Here is a 15,355-nt window from a genome sequence, read left to right as displayed (position 1 = left end):
ACTAAAACCGGATCAGTTGGTTTTAGGCGCGGTTGCAGGGGCTTGTTCCTGCGTTGCTGCTTCGTTCGATTCGGCCTGGGCTTTGGCGGCTTCGGCGTTTTCTTTCGCCGCGTCGTTCACTTTATCCTGTGCTTTGTTCATGTCCTGCTGAGCTTGCTCCGAATGTTGGGCGGCATCTTGAGCTTTGTCTTCGGATTTCTTGTCGCAGGCAGCGAGGCCGAGGGAGGCAGCCAACATCAAGGCAATAGTCAAAGTCTTACGCATGGGGTGTTTCTCCTTATGGAAATAACTACTGGCCTTTTGAGCTATACCCCTTGGCTTAAGTTCCTCTTTTGCTACAGATATATAACTTCGTGTCGGCATGGAACTTTATCGGGTTCGTCTATTATCGGACCTGGCCACTAACAAGAGTTTCTAACCAATGGCTGAAAACCCCGTTTTTGAGCGCGCGACCCGGTTTCTATCGGCACTGCGCCATTGCCAGGTGCTGGGCCTGACGCTGAAAAGCGCCAGCGAGGAAGGACTGACACTGGTGCTGCCTTTCAGTCCCCGGATCGTGGGCAACCCCCTCTCGGGCATCATCCATGGTGGCGCGCTGACGTCATTGATGGACACCGCTTGCGGCATGTCGACCCTCTGTGTACTGCCGCAATTCGAGGTCTGTCCGACCCTCGACCTGCGCATCGACTACATGCACGCCGCCCAACCCCACAAGGACGTCTACGGCTTCGCCCAATGCTACCGGGTCACGCCGGACGTGATCTTCACCCGGGGCTTCGCTTATCAGGACGACCCCGATCAACCCATCGCCCATGTGGTGGGCACTTTCATGCGCCTGGGGCAGCATGCCAGGGGTATGGGCAGGCAGGTACCCAAGGCCGGAGCGGACACGCCATGACGGCCATTACCCAGGAACAACTGCGTCAGGCCTGCGAGCAGGGCGACTATGGACTATTGATGGCGTCGATCCCTTACGCACAGTTGATCGGCGCCGAATGCACTCGTCAGGGCAATGACCTGCTGTTTCGCCTGCCGGCGAGCCCGGACAACATTGGCAACCCTTTATTGCCGGCGATCCATGGTGGGGTGATCGCCGGTTTCATGGAACTGTCGGCCGCCGTTCATCTGCTGATTGCCACCCGTACGCCAGGTGTGCCGAAGATCATCGACTTTTCCCTGGATTACCTGCGCGCCGGGCAGTTCCGTGACACGTACGCTCGTTGCCAGGTCTGGCGCCAGGGGCGGCGGGTGGCCAACGTGGCCATCACGGCCTGGCAGGACGACGAGGCCGAACCCATCGCCACCGCGCGGGCGCATTTCAAGATCCAGGAGCCGACGAAGCCGACCCACCCTTGAAATCATCGGCGCCGCCCCCACCTTGAGGTCATCCCGCCGCCGATCTCAGCGAGGCGGACACCACCATCCACTTGGAGTTTGATGACAATGAGCGTGGAAACTCAAAAGGAAACCCTGGGCTTCCAGACCGAGGTGAAGCAACTGCTGCACCTGATGATTCACTCGCTGTATTCGAACAAGGAAATCTTCCTTCGCGAGCTGATCTCGAACGCCTCCGACGCTGTCGACAAATTACGTTTCGAAGCCCTGTCCAAGCCAGAATTGCTGGAAGGCGGCGCTGAACTGAAGATTCGTGTGAGCTTCGACAAGGACGCGAAGACCATCACCCTGGAAGACAACGGCATCGGCATGAGCCGCGAAGAGGTGATCACTCACCTGGGCACCATCGCCAAGTCCGGCACCGCCGACTTCATGAAGAACCTTTCGGGTGACCAGAAGAAGGATTCCCACCTGATCGGTCAATTCGGCGTCGGTTTCTATTCCGCGTTCATCGTGGCCGATCATGTCGAAGTCTTCAGCCGCCGTGCCGGCCTCGCCGCGAGCGAAGGCGTGCACTGGTCGTCCAGGGGCGAAGGGGAATTCGAAGTCGCCACCCTCGACAAGGCCGATCGCGGTACCCGTATCGTGCTGCATCTCAAGTCCGGTGAAGACGAGTTCGCCGATGGCTGGCGCCTGCGCAACATCATCAAGAAATACTCCGACCATATCGCACTGCCGATCGAGCTGCCCAAGGAAGTCACCGCCGCCGAAGGCGAAGAGAAGCCTGAAGTGCAGTGGGAAACCGTCAACCGCGCCAGTGCCCTGTGGACTCGTCCGCGCACCGAGGTGAAAGACGAGGAATACCAGGAGTTCTACAAGCACATCGCCCACGACTACGAGAACCCGCTGAGCTGGAGCCACAACAAGGTCGAAGGCAAGCTGGAATACAACTCCCTGCTGTACGTGCCGGCCCGCGCGCCGTTCGACCTGTACCAGCGCGAAGCACCACGCGGCCTGAAGCTGTACGTGCAACGGGTATTCGTGATGGACCAGGCCGAATCGTTCCTGCCCCTGTACCTGCGCTTCATCAAGGGTGTAGTGGACTCCAACGACCTGTCCCTGAACGTCTCCCGGGAAATCCTGCAGAAAGACCCGATCATCGACTCCATGAAGTCGGCGCTGACCAAGCGCGTGCTGGACATGCTGGAGAAGCTGGCGAAGAACGAGCCCGAGCAGTACAAGAGCTTCTGGAAGAACTTCGGCCAGGTGATGAAAGAAGGCCCGGCCGAAGACTTCGCCAACAAGGAAAAGATCGCCGGCCTGCTGCGCTTTGCCTCCACCCAGGGTGACGATGGCGAGCAGGTGGTCGGCCTGGCCGATTACCTGGCCCGCGCCAAGGAAGGCCAGGACAAGATCTACTACCTCACTGGCGAAACCTATGCCCAGGTCAAGAACAGCCCGCACCTGGAGGTTTTCCGCAAGAAAGGCATCGAAGTGCTGCTGCTGACCGACCGCATCGACGAGTGGCTGATGAGCTACCTCAACGAGTTCGACGGCAAGAGCTTCGTCGACGTGGCGCGTGGCGACCTGGACCTCGGCAACCTGGATTCGGAAGAAGACAAGAAAGCCGCCGAAGAAATCGCCAAGAGCAAGGAAGGCCTGGTGGAGCGGATCAAGACGGCCCTGGGCGACGCGGTCAGCGAAGTGCGGGTGTCCCATCGCCTGACCGATTCTCCGGCGATCCTGGCCATCGGTGAGCAGGACCTCGGCCTGCAGATGCGCCAGATCCTCGAGGCCAGCGGCCAGAAGGTTCCGGATTCCAAGCCGATTTTCGAGTTCAACCCTTCTCACCCGCTGGTGGAGAAGCTGGACAACGAGCAGAGCGAAGAGCGCTTTGGCGATCTGTCGCACATCCTGTTCGACCAGGCGGCCCTGGCCGCTGGCGATAGCTTGAAGGACCCGGCGGCTTATGTTCGCCGCCTGAACAAGCTGTTGGTGGAACTGTCAGCTTAATCAAGTGCAGGAAAAACCCGCTTCGGCGGGTTTTTTCATTTCGGGATGTTCGATTGAAGAGGAGTCCGTCATGAGTCAGATCACGGTTCGTTCACTGGTCTATCAGATCGAAGGTCAAGCCTATGAAGGCCGCCTGGCCTTCGACATCAACCAGCAGGGCCCGCGCCCGGGCCTGTTGATGGCACCGAATTGGATGGGAGTGGGGGCGGGAGCCGAGGAGATCGCCAAGTCCGTGGCAGCCAATGGCTATGTGGTGTTGATCGCCGACCTGTACGGACAGACGGTGCGTCCGAGCAATGCCGATGAGGCGGGGGCGGCGATGATGCCGCTCAAGAATGATCGGGCCCTGTTGCGCAAGCGCATGCAGGCAGCGTTCGAGCAATTGCAGAGCCAGGGCGAGGCACCGGTCGATGTGTCGAAACTCGCCACATTCGGCTTCTGTTTCGGCGGTTGCTGTGCCTTGGAACTGGCTCGCACCGGCGCGCCGCTGAAGGCCGCCATCTCCTTCCACGGCACCCTGGACACGCCGGATCCGACGGATGCGCGAAATATCCAGGGCTCGGTGCTGGTGATGCACGGTGCGTCCGACCCGCTGGTGCCCAAGGAACAGCTACCGGCATTCGAGGAGGAAATGAATGCCGCCGGGGTGGATTGGCAATTGCTGAGCTACGGTGGAGCGGTGCATTCGTTCACCGATCCGCAGGCCAATGTCCCCGGCAAGATGATGTACAACGCCAAGGTCGCCAATCGCGCGTTCCGGTCGATGCATAACTTGCTGGACGAGGTGTTCAGGGGCTGAAGCCGGGTTCTGGATTTGAATCTCCTGTTGCCTGGTATAAAGCCGTCGCGAGCAAGCTCGCTCTCACAATGATCCGCTGTGAACGCACATTCCGTGATCACTCAAATCCGATGTGAGAGCGAGCTTGCTCGCGATGGTGGCCCGACAAGCAATCCTGGAATCAGGGCAACTCGATCCGCTCGCTTTCCCCTGGCACGCTCGGCCAGTCTCCGGCCGCCCAGCGCCGGCGGGCTTCGTCGATGCGGGCGGGGTCGCTGGAGACGAAATTCCAGTTCATCCGTCGCGGCCCGTCCAGCGGTGCTCCGCCGAACAGCACGGCATGGCAGTCGCTTTCGGCGCACAAAGTCATTTCTTCGCCCGTCGGCAGGATCACCAGGGTGTGCGGCTCTACCGGCTCGCCCTCCAGCATTGCCTCGCCGCTCAATACGTACAACGCCCGTTCTTCATGCTCCGTGGGAATCAGCAAGGTCGTCGCGGTTTGCAGGTTCAATTCTGCGTATAGCGTAGGAGACAGCACCGGCACCGGTGATTCCAGGCAAAAGCCTGACCCGGCAATCATGCGGATACTGACCCCCAGGTTTTCGCTGACCGGTAGGGTGCGGGCCGGATGATGGCTGTAGTGTCCCGGTCCTTGTTCGTGGGGCTGGGGCGAGGCCAGCCAGACTTGCAGCCCGTGCAGGGCGAAGGCTTCCCCCAGCAGCGCCTCTGGGGTGCGCTCCACATGGGCAATGGCGCTGCCGGCGGTCATCCAGCTCACATCGCCGGCCTCCACCACCTGATCGGAACCGAGGCTGTCCTTGTGCTGGAGCGTGCCCTCGAACAGGTAGGTGAGGGTGGACAGCCCGATGTGGGGGTGCTGACGGATATTCATCCCCTGGCCGGCCGGGTAGGTGGTTTGCAGCATATGGTCGAAAAACACGAAAGGGCCGACGCTGCGGCACTTGGCGCAGGGCAGTGGACGAAGGATCGGCTGGCCTTCGACATCTTCTGCGCGGGGGCGGACGGTCAGGGGCGTGGGCATGGTGTCTTCCTGGTCGGTAACGGATGTGGCGAGCATAACCCGGCACGGGTACTTGAACCCAGGTGGCAAGGCCAGGGTCTATGTTGCTCACGTTCCTGGGAAGTTATCCGTTGACCCGTCTGATCCTTACCTGGTTGCTGGTCGTTTCGAGCAGCGCGACCATGGCTCGCGAATACACCTACAGCGATGCGCACCTGCATTACGTCGACTTCTTCCAGGAAACCGCCGGGATGCCCAAGCTGCTCAAGGCCATGGACGACAATCGCATCGAGCACGTCATGATCTCCGGTATCCCGGTGGCCAAGAAATGGCATGAAGACGAGCCCAAGCGCCCACGTTACTACGCCGGTGACGATGCCGATGCCTATTGGTACAGCGCCACCGATGTGATCGTCGCGGCGGCGGTGAACAAGCTGACGACCGAGCAGCGCCAGCGTTTCCATCCGTTCCTGTCCGGCTTCAACCCCAATGACAAGAACTCCGCCGCCCACATCCAGCGCATGCTCGATCTGTATCCGGGGCTATGGCAGGGCATCGGCGAAGTCTTCACGCGCCACGATGACCTGACGGCGCTGACCTCGGGTGATACGCCGCGGGCCAACAACGAGGCCATGACGCGGATCTATCACCTGGCGGCGGAGAACGACCTGCCGGTGATGCTGCATTCCAACATCACCTCCAAGCGCGAAAGGAACCCGTTGTACCTGGCGGAAATCGAAGAGCCGCTGCGCAATCATCCCCACACCCGATTCATCTGGGCCCACGCCGGTACCAGCATGGAGATCCATCGGCACCAGACCCAGCTGGATTTCCTCTTGCCGACGCTGAGCCGGATGCTCGAAGCCTATCCCAATCTGTACATCGACCTGTCCTGGAGCCTGCTGACGCCCTACCTGCTGGACGAGGCAGGCAAGCCTCGACCGGAGTGGGTCGAGTTGGTGAAGCGCTTCCCCGACCGCTTCATGGTGGGCTCGGATGTGGTCGGACGGTTCAAGAAGCTCGGTCACGAGCTGCACGGCTTCGATCCGTTCCTGGATGCCTTGCCCGAGGAGGTGGCCAGGAAAGTGGCGCGGGATAATTTCCTGGCGGTGCTGCCTCGTTCGGTCCGACGATAAGGAAAGTGCTTTGTGACGAGGGGATTTATCCCCGCTGACTGTGCAACAGGCCCGAAGCTTCGATGGTGATCGGTCCGGCCACCGAGACATCGGGCTTGAGCCCGCTTGGCGAGCCAATGGGATAAATCCTTTCGCCACAGAGGCTGCTCGGTGATGCTGGTTTGTCATCAACCTGTCACTGCCGCGTCATACCCTCGCGCTCATCTCAATCCAAGGAGCGCACCATGCAATTCACCCGTTCAAGCGCACTGTTCGCGCTGCTGTTGACCTGTGGCCTGGCTCAGGCGCAGGTCCGTGTCGAAGGTCCGGTGGAGTACGGCGTCTTCGAAGGCCCGCAAGCCGAGCTGCAATCGGGGGAGCGGGTCCTGCGTCGCAGTAACGAGCAAATCCGCCAGACCCAGGAGGTTCCGGCGAAGCTGGGCACCAAGTTCGGCATGCGCTACCAGCTGGCGGGCAAGGTCGCCGATGACCAGCCGTTGACCCTGCTGTATTTCACGCCTGGCATCCAGACCCCCGATGGCCTGCGCCACGATAAACTCGAAGTCGTCCAGAAACTGGTACCCGGTGCGCCCCAGGACGTCATGGCCTACGAATTCACCGAGAGCCACGAAGTGGTACCGGGTGAGTGGCGGTTCATGGTGTTCCAGGGGGATCGGCTGCTGGCCCAGCAGCGGTTTGTAGTGCGCTGAGTTCCAATTCACCACAGACCCCATATGGCACCGAGCTTGCTCGCGATTGCGTCAGGCCAGTCAACTTATCGGGTGCATGACACGCTGCAGTCGCGAGCATGCTCGCTTCCACAAAGGGGACTACGGTGTGTTGAGCAGGCGCAAAAAAAACGCCCCGAACCAGTCGGGGCGTTTTCGCGTGCGGCGTGACGGCGAGGCTTACTTGCCTTGCCAGCGCTTCAGGACCAGGGTGGCGTTGGTGCCACCGAAGCCGAAGCTGTTGCTCATCACGGTGTCGATGGTGGCGTTTTCGCGAGTCTTGGTCAGGATCGGCAGGTCGGCCACTTCCGGATCCAGCTCGTCGATGTTGGCCGAACCGGCAATGAAGTTGCCTTCCATCATCAGCATGCAGTAGATCGCTTCGTGGACGCCGGCGGCACCCAGGGAGTGCCCCGACAGGCTCTTGGTGGAGCTGATGGCCGGGGCCTTGTCGCCGAACACTTCACGCACGCCCTTCATTTCCGCGACGTCGCCGACCGGAGTGGAAGTGCCGTGGGTGTTCAGGTAGTCGATCGGCGTGTCGACGGTGGACATTGCCATCTGCATGCAGCGGATAGCACCTTCACCACTCGGGGCCACCATGTCGTAGCCGTCGGAGGTGGCGCCGTAGCCAACGATTTCGGCATAGATCTTCGCGCCACGGGCCAGGGCGTGTTCCAGTTCCTCGACCACCACCATGCCACCGCCACCGGCAATGACGAAACCGTCACGGTCGGCATCGTAGGCGCGAGAGGCTTTTTCGGGGGTGTCGTTGCGCTTGCTGGACAGGGCGCCCATGGCGTCGAACAGGAACGACTGGCTCCAGTGTTCCTCTTCACCGCCGCCGGCGAACACGATGTCCTGCTTGCCCATCTGGATCTGTTCCATGGCGGTACCGATGCAGTGGGCACTGGTGGCGCAGGCGGAGGCGATGGAGTAGTTCAGGCCCTTGATCTTGAAAGGCGTGGCCAGGCAGGCGGAAACGGTGCTGCTCATGGTCCGGGTGACGCGATACGGGCCGACGCGCTTGACGCCTTTTTCCCGCAGGATGTCCAGCGCTTCCATCTGGTTCAGTGTGGAGGCACCACCGGAGCCGGCGATCAGGCCGGTGCGCGGGTTGGAAACCTGCTCTTCGGTGAGTCCGGAATCGGCGATGGCATCTTTCATGGCCAGGTAGGCGTAGGCCGCCGCGTGGCCGACGAAACGGTAGATCTTGCGGTCGATCAGCTCTTCGAGATTGAGGTCAATGGAGCCGGAAACCTGGCTACGCAGACCCATTTCGGCGTATTCCGGGTTGAACCGGATGCCAGGGCGGCTTGCACGCAGGTTAGCGGAGACGGTCTCTTTGTCATTGCCCAGGCAAGAAACGATGCCCAGACCAGTGATAACGACGCGGCGCATGCGGATAACCCTTAGAAGTTGTCAGTGGAGGTGAAAACGCCGACCCGGAGGCCTTCGGCGGTGTAGATCTCGCGTCCGTCGACAGCCACCGAACCATCGGCAATGGCCATGTTCAGCTTGCCCTTGAGGACACGTTTGATATGAATGTTATAGGTAATCTTGCTGGCGGTCGGCAGTACCTGACCGAAGAACTTCACCTCGCCCGAACCCAGGGCGCGACCACGGCCCGGCAGGCCTTGCCAGCCGAGGAAGAAACCGACCAGCTGCCACATGGCATCCAGGCCCAGGCAGCCCGGCATCACCGGATCGCCTTCGAAGTGGCAAGCGAAGAACCACAGGTCCGGCTTGATATCCAGCTCGGCGACCAATTCACCTTTGCCGTACTTGCCACCCTCGTCGCTGATATGGGTGATGCGGTCCACCATCAGCATGTTCGGGGCGGGCAGTTGCGCGTTACCTGGGCCGAACAGCTCACCGCGACTGCAGCGCAGCAGGTCTTCCCGGGTAAAGGCGTTTTGTTTGGTCATGCGAGCTCCTCAATAATCCCATGCGGCAGGGTGGGGCGAATCTTCCCGACCGATCGAAGCGTTCATGCCTCGCATCGGCAGCCTACCCATAGACTATTGCGTTGTAGTGAAAGTCACAGCGCACAGGAAAATGAATGAACAACTGTGCACTGAAATATTAATTCAAGCCCCCAGTCGAGGCTCGTCGGGTGCCTAAGACTGCCGCACTTTCGCTTTTCACGCCAGCCACACAGGCTACTAATGCACCCATCGCTGCAGAATCTGCTGCAGATCAACTCTTTTGAACGGTTTTGCCAGGTAATCGTTCATGCCCGCCGCCAGGCAGGCTTCGCGGTCGCCTTGCAGGGCGTTGGCCGTCAACGCGACGATCGGCAATTGGTCGCACCCCGGCAGCTGGCGAATCTGCCGAGTGGCCTCGTAACCGTCGACGATGGGCAGCCGGCAGTCCATGAGGATCAGGTCGAACTTCAGGCTTTCGGCGCTGCGTATGGCTTGTGCGCCGTCGGAGGCGATGCTGATGGCGAACCCCAGGCTGCGCAACATGGCTTCGATCACGGTCTGGTTCACCGGATTGTCCTCCACCAGCAGCACGTGCCGGCCCTCACCATGCCCGTTGCCGCCGGGCAGGCGAGGTGCCAGGGCAGCCGGGACCTGGGTGGACAGCGCCAGCGGGATTTCCAGGGTGAACACCGACCCCTGGCCTTCCTCGCTCTGGGCCCGCAACGTTCCGCCCATGCGTTCGGCCAGGGTCCTTGCGATCGGCAGGCCCAGGCCGGTGCCGCCGTAGCGTCGGGAGATGGAGCTGTCCGCTTGCTGGAAGGCGTCGAACATGCGCTCCAGGCTCTCGGCCGGGATGCCGATGCCGCTGTCGCGTACCGTGCAGGTGAACCACAGCAGTTCGTGGTCCAGGGCCTGCCACTGGCACTGCACGGTGACGCGGCCCTGCTCGGTGAATTTCAGCGCATTGCCGATCAGGTTCACCAGGATCTGCCGGATCCGTGTCGGATCGCCTTGTACCTGCAGGGCGTGCATGTCGTCCGGGATCTGCAGGTCCAGGCCGAGCCTGCGTTGCGCGGCGCTGTGCTGGAAGGATTGGGCGCAGCTGCCCACCAGTTCCGCCAGGTTGAACGGGATGTGCTCCAGCTCCAGGGCCGAGCGTTCGATGCGCGAGAAGTCGAGGATGTCGTTGATCACCTTCAGCAGGTGCTCGGTGGATTCCGAAGCCAGCGCCGTGTACTCGTGCTGCTCGTCGGTCATCCGGGTGGTTTCCAGCAACTGCAGCATGCCCAGCACACCGTTCATGGGGGTGCGCAGCTCGTGGCTCATCATTGCCAGGAACTCGGATTTGGCACTGTTGGCCTTTTCCGCCTCTTCCCGGGTCTTGATCAACTGGGTCATGGCCTGGTGCTGCTCGCGGCTGGCTTGTTCCAGGCCGTCGGCGAGGTTGTTGATGTGCCGCGACAAGGCCCCCAGCTCGGCATCGTCGACGATGGGCAGGGGCTTGCTGTAGTCACCCTGCTGGATGGCCTTGACCGCATCGCCGATGTCCCGGATCGGCCGGGACAGGTTGGCGGCCAGGCGGCGCGCCACCAGAAAGGTGAACAGCAAGGCGAACAGCGCCAGGATCGCGGCCTTGAACAGGATCTCCTGTTGCCGCTGGCTGAAGGCGTCGTTGGACATGCCGACAATCACCCGGCCCAGGTAGTCTTCGCCGGGCCTCTCGATGGTGGTGCTGTTGCCTTGCAGGAAGTCATTGTTCAGGGCAATGCGTTGCAGGCGCACCGGTGCCTGGAAAACCTCGATCTGTTGGGAGTGGCTGCGGGCCTGGGCGGGTTGTTCGACGTACACCAGGACGCGGTCCGCGCTGTCCTGGACTTCCAGGAAACGCACATGGGGCGTGGCCAGGGTGGCGGTGAGCAGACTTTCCAGCACTTCGTTGTTACCGGAAATCACCCCGTACTCGGTGGCCGGCGCCAGTTGGTTGGCGATCAGTTGCCCGGTGTGATTGAGTTCCTGGCGCAGGTCCTGGATCCGCACGAAGGTAAAGAAACTGATCAACAGCACGGTCAGCAGCAACGCCGGGCCGAGGGCGATGAGCTGGGTGCGGGTATTGATATCCCAACGGCGACGCAAGGTCATGGGCGTGATTCTCCTTCGGCCAACTGCGCGGCGACGGATTCGGTGTCGATCGGTTCGATCCCCAGGGAGCGTGCGACCTGTTGATTGCTCAAGACCTTGAAGCGGGCCGGATACAAGGTGCGCGGCCAGCTGGAAGCGGGGCGGTCGAGCAGCTCGTCGAGGATCGCCAGCCAGTCTTCCTGGTCACTGTAGGTACTGGCCAGGCTGCCGGCCTTGACGAAAGCCGCGCTGGGCCCGATCAGCGCACGTTGCCGGGCATAGCTGCTGAGCAGCAGGTTTTTCACGGTCTTGGGGTTGTACAGGTCGGGGTCATCGAGGCCCAGTAGCACATCGCTGCGACCCAGCAGATTCTGCAGGGGGCGACTGTCGCTGGTGTCGTCCCAGCGTTCGGTCACGATCTCGAGACCCAGCGGCGCGGCGGCCTGGCGGATTTCCCTGAGCAAGAACTCGCTGTGCCCATCGAACAGCACACCGATGCGTCGCACCTGCGGAAGGATCATGCGGATCAAGCGCAATTGCCGCGCCACTGGCGGATCGCTCCACAGCAGGCTCAGATGAGCGGGTGTCGTCTCGCCCAGGCGTTCCATGGCTTGCTGGCGGCTGATGCGCAACACCAGCGTGGCCGGGCCCTGGGAGGCTTGCAGGCGCCAGTCGAGGCTGGGCAGGTCGAGCAGGACCAACCGGGTCGTGGCCGGCAGCTTGTCCGGTGCCGGCAGGCTCGCCACGGGGATGAATCGCACGCTGTCTTCGGGGCGCAGGGCCTTCAGGGCCTGGGTGAAGGACTGCACGCCGGGGCTGTCCTGGGCGCCGGTCAGGAGAATATCGGCGGCCCTGGCCTCGATCACGGACAACCAACCGGCGACCACCAGGCACAGCGCCAGTGGCAGGCGCCAGGCAAAGGGCCTTTTGCGCGATCGGTCCCGGACCATCTAGAAGGACAGCTCCGCGCTGAAGTACAGGACATGACGGGAGTCGTAGCGGTTGTCGACGAAGGTGGTGGGCTGGTTGTCGAGACGTTCCTGCAGGACGCCCGCCAGTTCGAGGTTGGCCTTGCCCAGCGGGATGCGCCGGGCGAGGCGGGTATCGACCCGTTCGAAGCGGTAGCCATTGAGGGCGTCGGCGGCATAGTAGAACACCGAGCTGTTCCAGCCCTGGCCCCAGTCCCGCAGCCACCCGGCCGAACCGCTGTTGCGAGCGGTCAGCGCTTCGTCCAGGGCGTTGCTGGCCAGGGCGTCGACGTAGGCATAGGTCACCCGCAGGCGGTCGGCGCTGGTCATGCGCCAGTCCAGCTGGGTCTCGGCGCCGGAGAACTGCGATTCGTTGGAGTTGCTGGCGATGTACTGGTTGTTGCGCAGCGGTTCGCTGATCATGCCGGTGATTTCGTCATGGAACACCCGCACATCCACCGACAGGCCCAGGTCCATGAAATAACCGTTGTAGCCCAGTTCCCGGGAACGCATGTGTTCCTGGTCGAGGTTCCCCGGGCCACGGGTCTGGACAAAGTAGCGGGCGCTGCTGCGGCCGAAGGCGTTGGGTTGCAGGTTGGTGACCTGGTAGCTCCAGTTGACGTTGTTCTCGAACATGTCCGGTGAGCGCACTGCTTCGGAGTACACCGCCCGCAATCCATGGCGCGGCGTGATCAGGTAGTTCAGTGCCACCCGTGGCGTCAGCGAACTGCCGATCAGGCGGGTGTCCTCGAACATGGCGCCGCCCTGCAATAGCCAATGTTCGGTGGCTCGCCATTCGAACTGGCCGAACAGTCGCCAGGTGGTGTCGTCCAGGGTGCCGTTGAAGTACGTCTCGGAGTCGGCGCGGTCATAGCGATAGTTCGCCCCGGTCACCAGTCGCAGGCTGTCGGACAGGCTCAGGGTGTCCTGGATTTCCAGGTCATAACGCGATTCCCGGGCACTCTGGTCGATGTCGCCGCAGACGGTCCGCGAAGCGCCGTTGCGCCACTGGTCCAGCACCTGGTTGGCCAGCGCCTGCTCCTGGGCCGTTCCGGGGGGCGCGCCGGTGTTGGTGAAGGTGGGCATGTTGCGCGCCAGCTTCTCGGCGTAATTGGGGTTGAGCAGCCAAAGATCGGTCAACTGTGGGCTGAAGGACACCTCGGCATCGCAGGCCCGCCAGGTCTGCTGGCGGTCCCAATGCTGGACCGAGCCTTGTACGTAGAGGCTGTGGTCGGGGTCCAGGTCCAGGTTCCAGCGCAACGAACCGGCATAGTCCTTGGCAATGACGTCGGAGTTATCCCCTGCCGCGGTGATCCCGGCGAAGACTGGCTTGTAGGTGTAGGGCCGCTGGTTGGTGCCATCCTTGGCGTTCAACTGCCAGTCGATGCTCTGTCGTTCGTCCAGGGTCTGGCTGACCGACAGGTTGAAGCGGTTCAAGCGTCGGCCGTCGCGGTAGTCGGCGCCGTTGCGGTTGCTGTCGAAGCCGTCGTCTTCCTGGCCGGACAGGGAAAGCCGCATGTCGCCGCTGTCCCAGGCAGTGCCCTGGCTGGCGTACCAGTCGCTGATGCCGCGTTGGCCGCGGGTCATTTTCAGGCGGGTGCCGTGGCTGTCGGCCGGGGCGCGGGTAATGATGTTGACCACCGCCATCAGGGCGTTGGCGCCGTAGCTGACGGTGTTGGGGCCGCGGAAGACTTCGATCCGTTCGATGTCCTCCATGGCGACCGGAATGTCGCTCCAGTCCACCGTGGCCAGGCCGGCGCGGTACACCGAGCGGCCGTCGATCAGCACCTGCATGCGGCGTGCTTCGCTGGCGTTGGTGCCGTGGTAGTTCACGGTGGGTTGGTTGCCGGTGAGGTTGCCGACCATCATGCCGGGCACCAGGCGCAGCAATTCGCTGATGTCCCGGGCGCCACTGGCCTTGATCAGCTCGCTGTCCAGCACGGTCATGCTGCCGGGCACCGCTGCGGGCGACTGCTTCAATCGCGTGGCGGTCAGGACCTGCGGCAGGGGCTGGCTGTCCACGAACAAGTCGTCAGCCCACACTGGCGAACTGATGAACAGTGCCAATAGCAGCGACGAACCTGAGCGGGAAGAGCCTACGGACACGGCATAGCCTTTAGGTAGCAGAAGGATGGCAGGCATGTTAACTGAGCTGAGAGACTTTTCCAGTTGAGTTGACGGCATTTTCCTGGCAATTGATGGTCAGCTTCCTACGGTTGCGGGTAATTGATGCTGACACTAGTCGCGATCCGGCCGCTCCGTATAATGCCCGGCATCGCCACTTGGTATGGATGAACGGATTGCATATGACTGAACAGCGCCCGATTGCGGTCCTGGGGGGCGGAAGTTTCGGTACCGCCGTGGCTAACCTGCTGGCCGAGAATGGCCATGCGGTGCGTCAATGGATGCGTGACCCGGAGCAGGCGGAGGCCATTCGGGTCAACCGCGAGAATCCGCGCTACCTCAAGGGCATCAAGATCCGCCCGGAAGTGGAACCGGTGACCGACCTGCAGGCGACCCTCGAGGGCTGCGACCTGTTTTTCGTCGCCTTGCCCTCCAGCGCCTTGCGCTCGGTGCTGGCGCCTCACGCCGAACGCTTGAGCGGCAAGCTGCTGGTGAGCCTGACCAAGGGCATCGAGGCCCAGACCTTCAAGCTCATGAGCGAGATTCTCGAGGAGATCGCGCCCAAAGCGCGGATCGGTGTGATTTCCGGGCCGAACCTGGCGCGGGAAATCGCCGAGCACGCCCTCACCGCCACGGTGGTGGCCAGTGAAGACGAGGCGTTGTGCCAGCGGGTCCAGGCTGCACTTCACGGCCGGACTTTCCGGGTCTACGCCAGTGCCGACCGTTTCGGCGTGGAACTGGGCGGGGCGCTGAAGAATGTCTACGCGATCATCGCCGGCATGGCCGTGGCGCTGGGCATGGGCGAGAACACCAAGAGCATGCTGATCACCCGTGCGCTGGCGGAAATGACGCGCTTTGCCGTCAGCCAGGGCGCCAATCCGATGACCTTCCTCGGACTGGCTGGAGTGGGCGACCTGATCGTCACCTGTTCCTCGCCCAAGAGCCGAAACTACCAGGTCGGTTTCGCCCTCGGCCAGGGCCTGAGCCTGGACGAGGCCGTATCGCGCCTGGGAGAAGTGGCCGAAGGGGTGAACACCCTGAAGGTCCTCAAGGCCAAGTCCCAGGAGACCGGGGTCTACATGCCGCTGGTCGCCGGGCTGCACGCGATCCTGTTCGAAGGGCGCACCCTTGAACAGGTCATCGAACTGTTGATGCGTGGCGAACCCAAGACCGATGTCGATTTCATTTCCACCAGTGGCTTCAACTGAGCCTCTGGCGATAGAGAAA

At 62.1% G+C, this 15,355-nt stretch carries 14 protein-coding genes; 7 read left to right on the top strand and 7 right to left on the bottom strand.

The features are described from left to right. Positions 1–12 precede the first annotated feature (12 nt). Positions 13–264, bottom strand: coding sequence for a hypothetical protein (locus AC1M7R_RS03680; RefSeq protein WP_072393580.1), 252 nt, complete (start codon positions 262–264; stop codon positions 13–15). 157 nt (positions 265–421) lie between these two features. Here AC1M7R_RS03680 and AC1M7R_RS03675 point away from each other — a divergent pair, with 157 nt between their 5' ends. From AC1M7R_RS03675 to AC1M7R_RS03660, 4 genes are all read left to right on the top strand, one after another. Next, a complete protein-coding gene (locus AC1M7R_RS03675; protein WP_072393577.1) occupies positions 422–898 on the top strand; it encodes a PaaI family thioesterase in 477 nt (158 codons plus the stop codon). Beyond that, positions 895–1,356, top strand: a complete 462-nt coding sequence (locus AC1M7R_RS03670; RefSeq protein ID WP_072393574.1) for a PaaI family thioesterase — start codon at positions 895–897, stop codon at positions 1,354–1,356. Before AC1M7R_RS03675 ends, AC1M7R_RS03670 begins: the two co-directional genes overlap by 4 nt. Before the next feature lie 87 nt (positions 1,357–1,443). Further along, positions 1,444–3,348 (top strand): molecular chaperone HtpG, encoded by a 1,905-nt coding sequence (gene htpG, locus AC1M7R_RS03665; RefSeq protein ID WP_072393571.1) that lies wholly within the window; start codon positions 1,444–1,446, stop codon positions 3,346–3,348. Between the two features lie 70 nt (positions 3,349–3,418). Continuing rightward, positions 3,419–4,147: a dienelactone hydrolase family protein gene (locus AC1M7R_RS03660; RefSeq protein WP_072459309.1), complete on the top strand. Its 729-nt coding sequence runs from the start codon at positions 3,419–3,421 to the stop codon at positions 4,145–4,147. A gap of 160 nt (positions 4,148–4,307) precedes the next feature. Here AC1M7R_RS03660 and AC1M7R_RS03655 read toward each other — a convergent pair whose 3' ends face one another. Then, a complete protein-coding gene (locus AC1M7R_RS03655) occupies positions 4,308–5,168 on the bottom strand; it encodes a pirin family protein (protein ID WP_076406468.1) in 861 nt (286 codons plus the stop codon). Positions 5,169–5,329: 161 nt separating this feature from the next. Between AC1M7R_RS03655 and AC1M7R_RS03650 the strand changes: the two genes are divergently transcribed. Continuing rightward, positions 5,330–6,283 carry an amidohydrolase family protein gene (locus AC1M7R_RS03650; RefSeq protein ID WP_410000441.1) on the top strand — a complete coding sequence of 318 codons (954 nt, stop codon included), beginning with the start codon at positions 5,330–5,332 and terminating at the stop codon, positions 6,281–6,283. Between the two features lie 224 nt (positions 6,284–6,507). Then, positions 6,508–6,972, top strand: coding sequence for a DUF3859 domain-containing protein (locus AC1M7R_RS03645; RefSeq protein WP_072393559.1), 465 nt, complete (start codon positions 6,508–6,510; stop codon positions 6,970–6,972). A gap of 198 nt (positions 6,973–7,170) precedes the next feature. Here AC1M7R_RS03645 and fabB read toward each other — a convergent pair whose 3' ends face one another. The 5 genes from fabB to AC1M7R_RS03620 all read right to left on the bottom strand — a co-directional run bounded on the left by fabB (position 7,171) and on the right by AC1M7R_RS03620 (position 14,146). Beyond that, a complete protein-coding gene (gene fabB, locus AC1M7R_RS03640; RefSeq protein WP_072393556.1) occupies positions 7,171–8,391 on the bottom strand; it encodes a beta-ketoacyl-ACP synthase I in 1,221 nt (406 codons plus the stop codon). Positions 8,392–8,402: 11 nt separating this feature from the next. Then, entirely contained in the window at positions 8,403–8,918 is a 516-nt protein-coding gene (fabA, locus tag AC1M7R_RS03635) for a 3-hydroxyacyl-[acyl-carrier-protein] dehydratase FabA (protein ID WP_072393552.1), read from the bottom strand. A 237-nt stretch (positions 8,919–9,155) separates the two neighbouring features. Beyond that, on the bottom strand, positions 9,156–11,057 hold the full coding sequence (locus AC1M7R_RS03630; protein ID WP_440776482.1) for an ATP-binding protein: 1,902 nt from the start codon (positions 11,055–11,057) through the stop codon (positions 9,156–9,158). Then, the gene (locus tag AC1M7R_RS03625; RefSeq protein WP_072393546.1) at positions 11,054–11,986 is read right to left on the bottom strand and encodes an ABC transporter substrate-binding protein; all 933 of its coding nucleotides are present in this window, start codon (positions 11,984–11,986) and stop codon (positions 11,054–11,056) included. The genes AC1M7R_RS03630 and AC1M7R_RS03625 overlap by 4 nt, the downstream gene beginning before the upstream one ends. Next, complete coding sequence (locus AC1M7R_RS03620; RefSeq protein ID WP_231991055.1) at positions 11,987–14,146, bottom strand: TonB-dependent receptor plug domain-containing protein; 2,160 nt, start codon at positions 14,144–14,146, stop codon at positions 11,987–11,989. Between the two features lie 164 nt (positions 14,147–14,310). Here AC1M7R_RS03620 and AC1M7R_RS03615 point away from each other — a divergent pair, with 164 nt between their 5' ends. Beyond that, a complete protein-coding gene (locus tag AC1M7R_RS03615; protein WP_072393543.1) occupies positions 14,311–15,336 on the top strand; it encodes an NAD(P)H-dependent glycerol-3-phosphate dehydrogenase in 1,026 nt (341 codons plus the stop codon). The last annotated feature ends 19 nt before the right edge of the window (positions 15,337–15,355 follow it).

The organism is Pseudomonas sp. MS01C9 (assembly GCF_058202755.1).
Note: the sequence above shows the minus strand (reverse complement) of the source record. Positions and strands in the feature narration are given on the sequence as shown.

Bases quoted from the DNA above. Each gene is read 5' to 3' on its own strand.
- fabA (WP_072393552.1), bottom strand. From the start codon at position 8,918: ATGACCAAACAAAACGCCTTTACCCGGGAAGACCTGCTGCGCTGCAGT.
- AC1M7R_RS03625 (WP_072393546.1), bottom strand. From the start codon at position 11,986: ATGGTCCGGGACCGATCGCGCAAAAGGCCCTTTGCCTGGCGCCTGCCA.
- htpG (WP_072393571.1), top strand. From the start codon at position 1,444: ATGAGCGTGGAAACTCAAAAGGAAACCCTGGGCTTCCAGACCGAGGTG.
- fabB (WP_072393556.1), bottom strand. From the start codon at position 8,391: ATGCGCCGCGTCGTTATCACTGGTCTGGGCATCGTTTCTTGCCTGGGC.
- AC1M7R_RS03615 (WP_072393543.1), top strand. From the start codon at position 14,311: ATGACTGAACAGCGCCCGATTGCGGTCCTGGGGGGCGGAAGTTTCGGT.
- AC1M7R_RS03660 (WP_072459309.1), top strand. From the start codon at position 3,419: ATGAGTCAGATCACGGTTCGTTCACTGGTCTATCAGATCGAAGGTCAA.
- AC1M7R_RS03680 (WP_072393580.1), bottom strand. From the start codon at position 264: ATGCGTAAGACTTTGACTATTGCCTTGATGTTGGCTGCCTCCCTCGGC.
- AC1M7R_RS03620 (WP_231991055.1), bottom strand. From the start codon at position 14,146: ATGCCTGCCATCCTTCTGCTACCTAAAGGCTATGCCGTGTCCGTAGGC.
- AC1M7R_RS03655 (WP_076406468.1), bottom strand. From the start codon at position 5,168: ATGCCCACGCCCCTGACCGTCCGCCCCCGCGCAGAAGATGTCGAAGGC.
- AC1M7R_RS03630 (WP_440776482.1), bottom strand. From the start codon at position 11,057: ATGACCTTGCGTCGCCGTTGGGATATCAATACCCGCACCCAGCTCATC.
- AC1M7R_RS03670 (WP_072393574.1), top strand. From the start codon at position 895: ATGACGGCCATTACCCAGGAACAACTGCGTCAGGCCTGCGAGCAGGGC.
- AC1M7R_RS03645 (WP_072393559.1), top strand. From the start codon at position 6,508: ATGCAATTCACCCGTTCAAGCGCACTGTTCGCGCTGCTGTTGACCTGT.
- AC1M7R_RS03650 (WP_410000441.1), top strand. From the start codon at position 5,330: ATGGCTCGCGAATACACCTACAGCGATGCGCACCTGCATTACGTCGAC.
- AC1M7R_RS03675 (WP_072393577.1), top strand. From the start codon at position 422: ATGGCTGAAAACCCCGTTTTTGAGCGCGCGACCCGGTTTCTATCGGCA.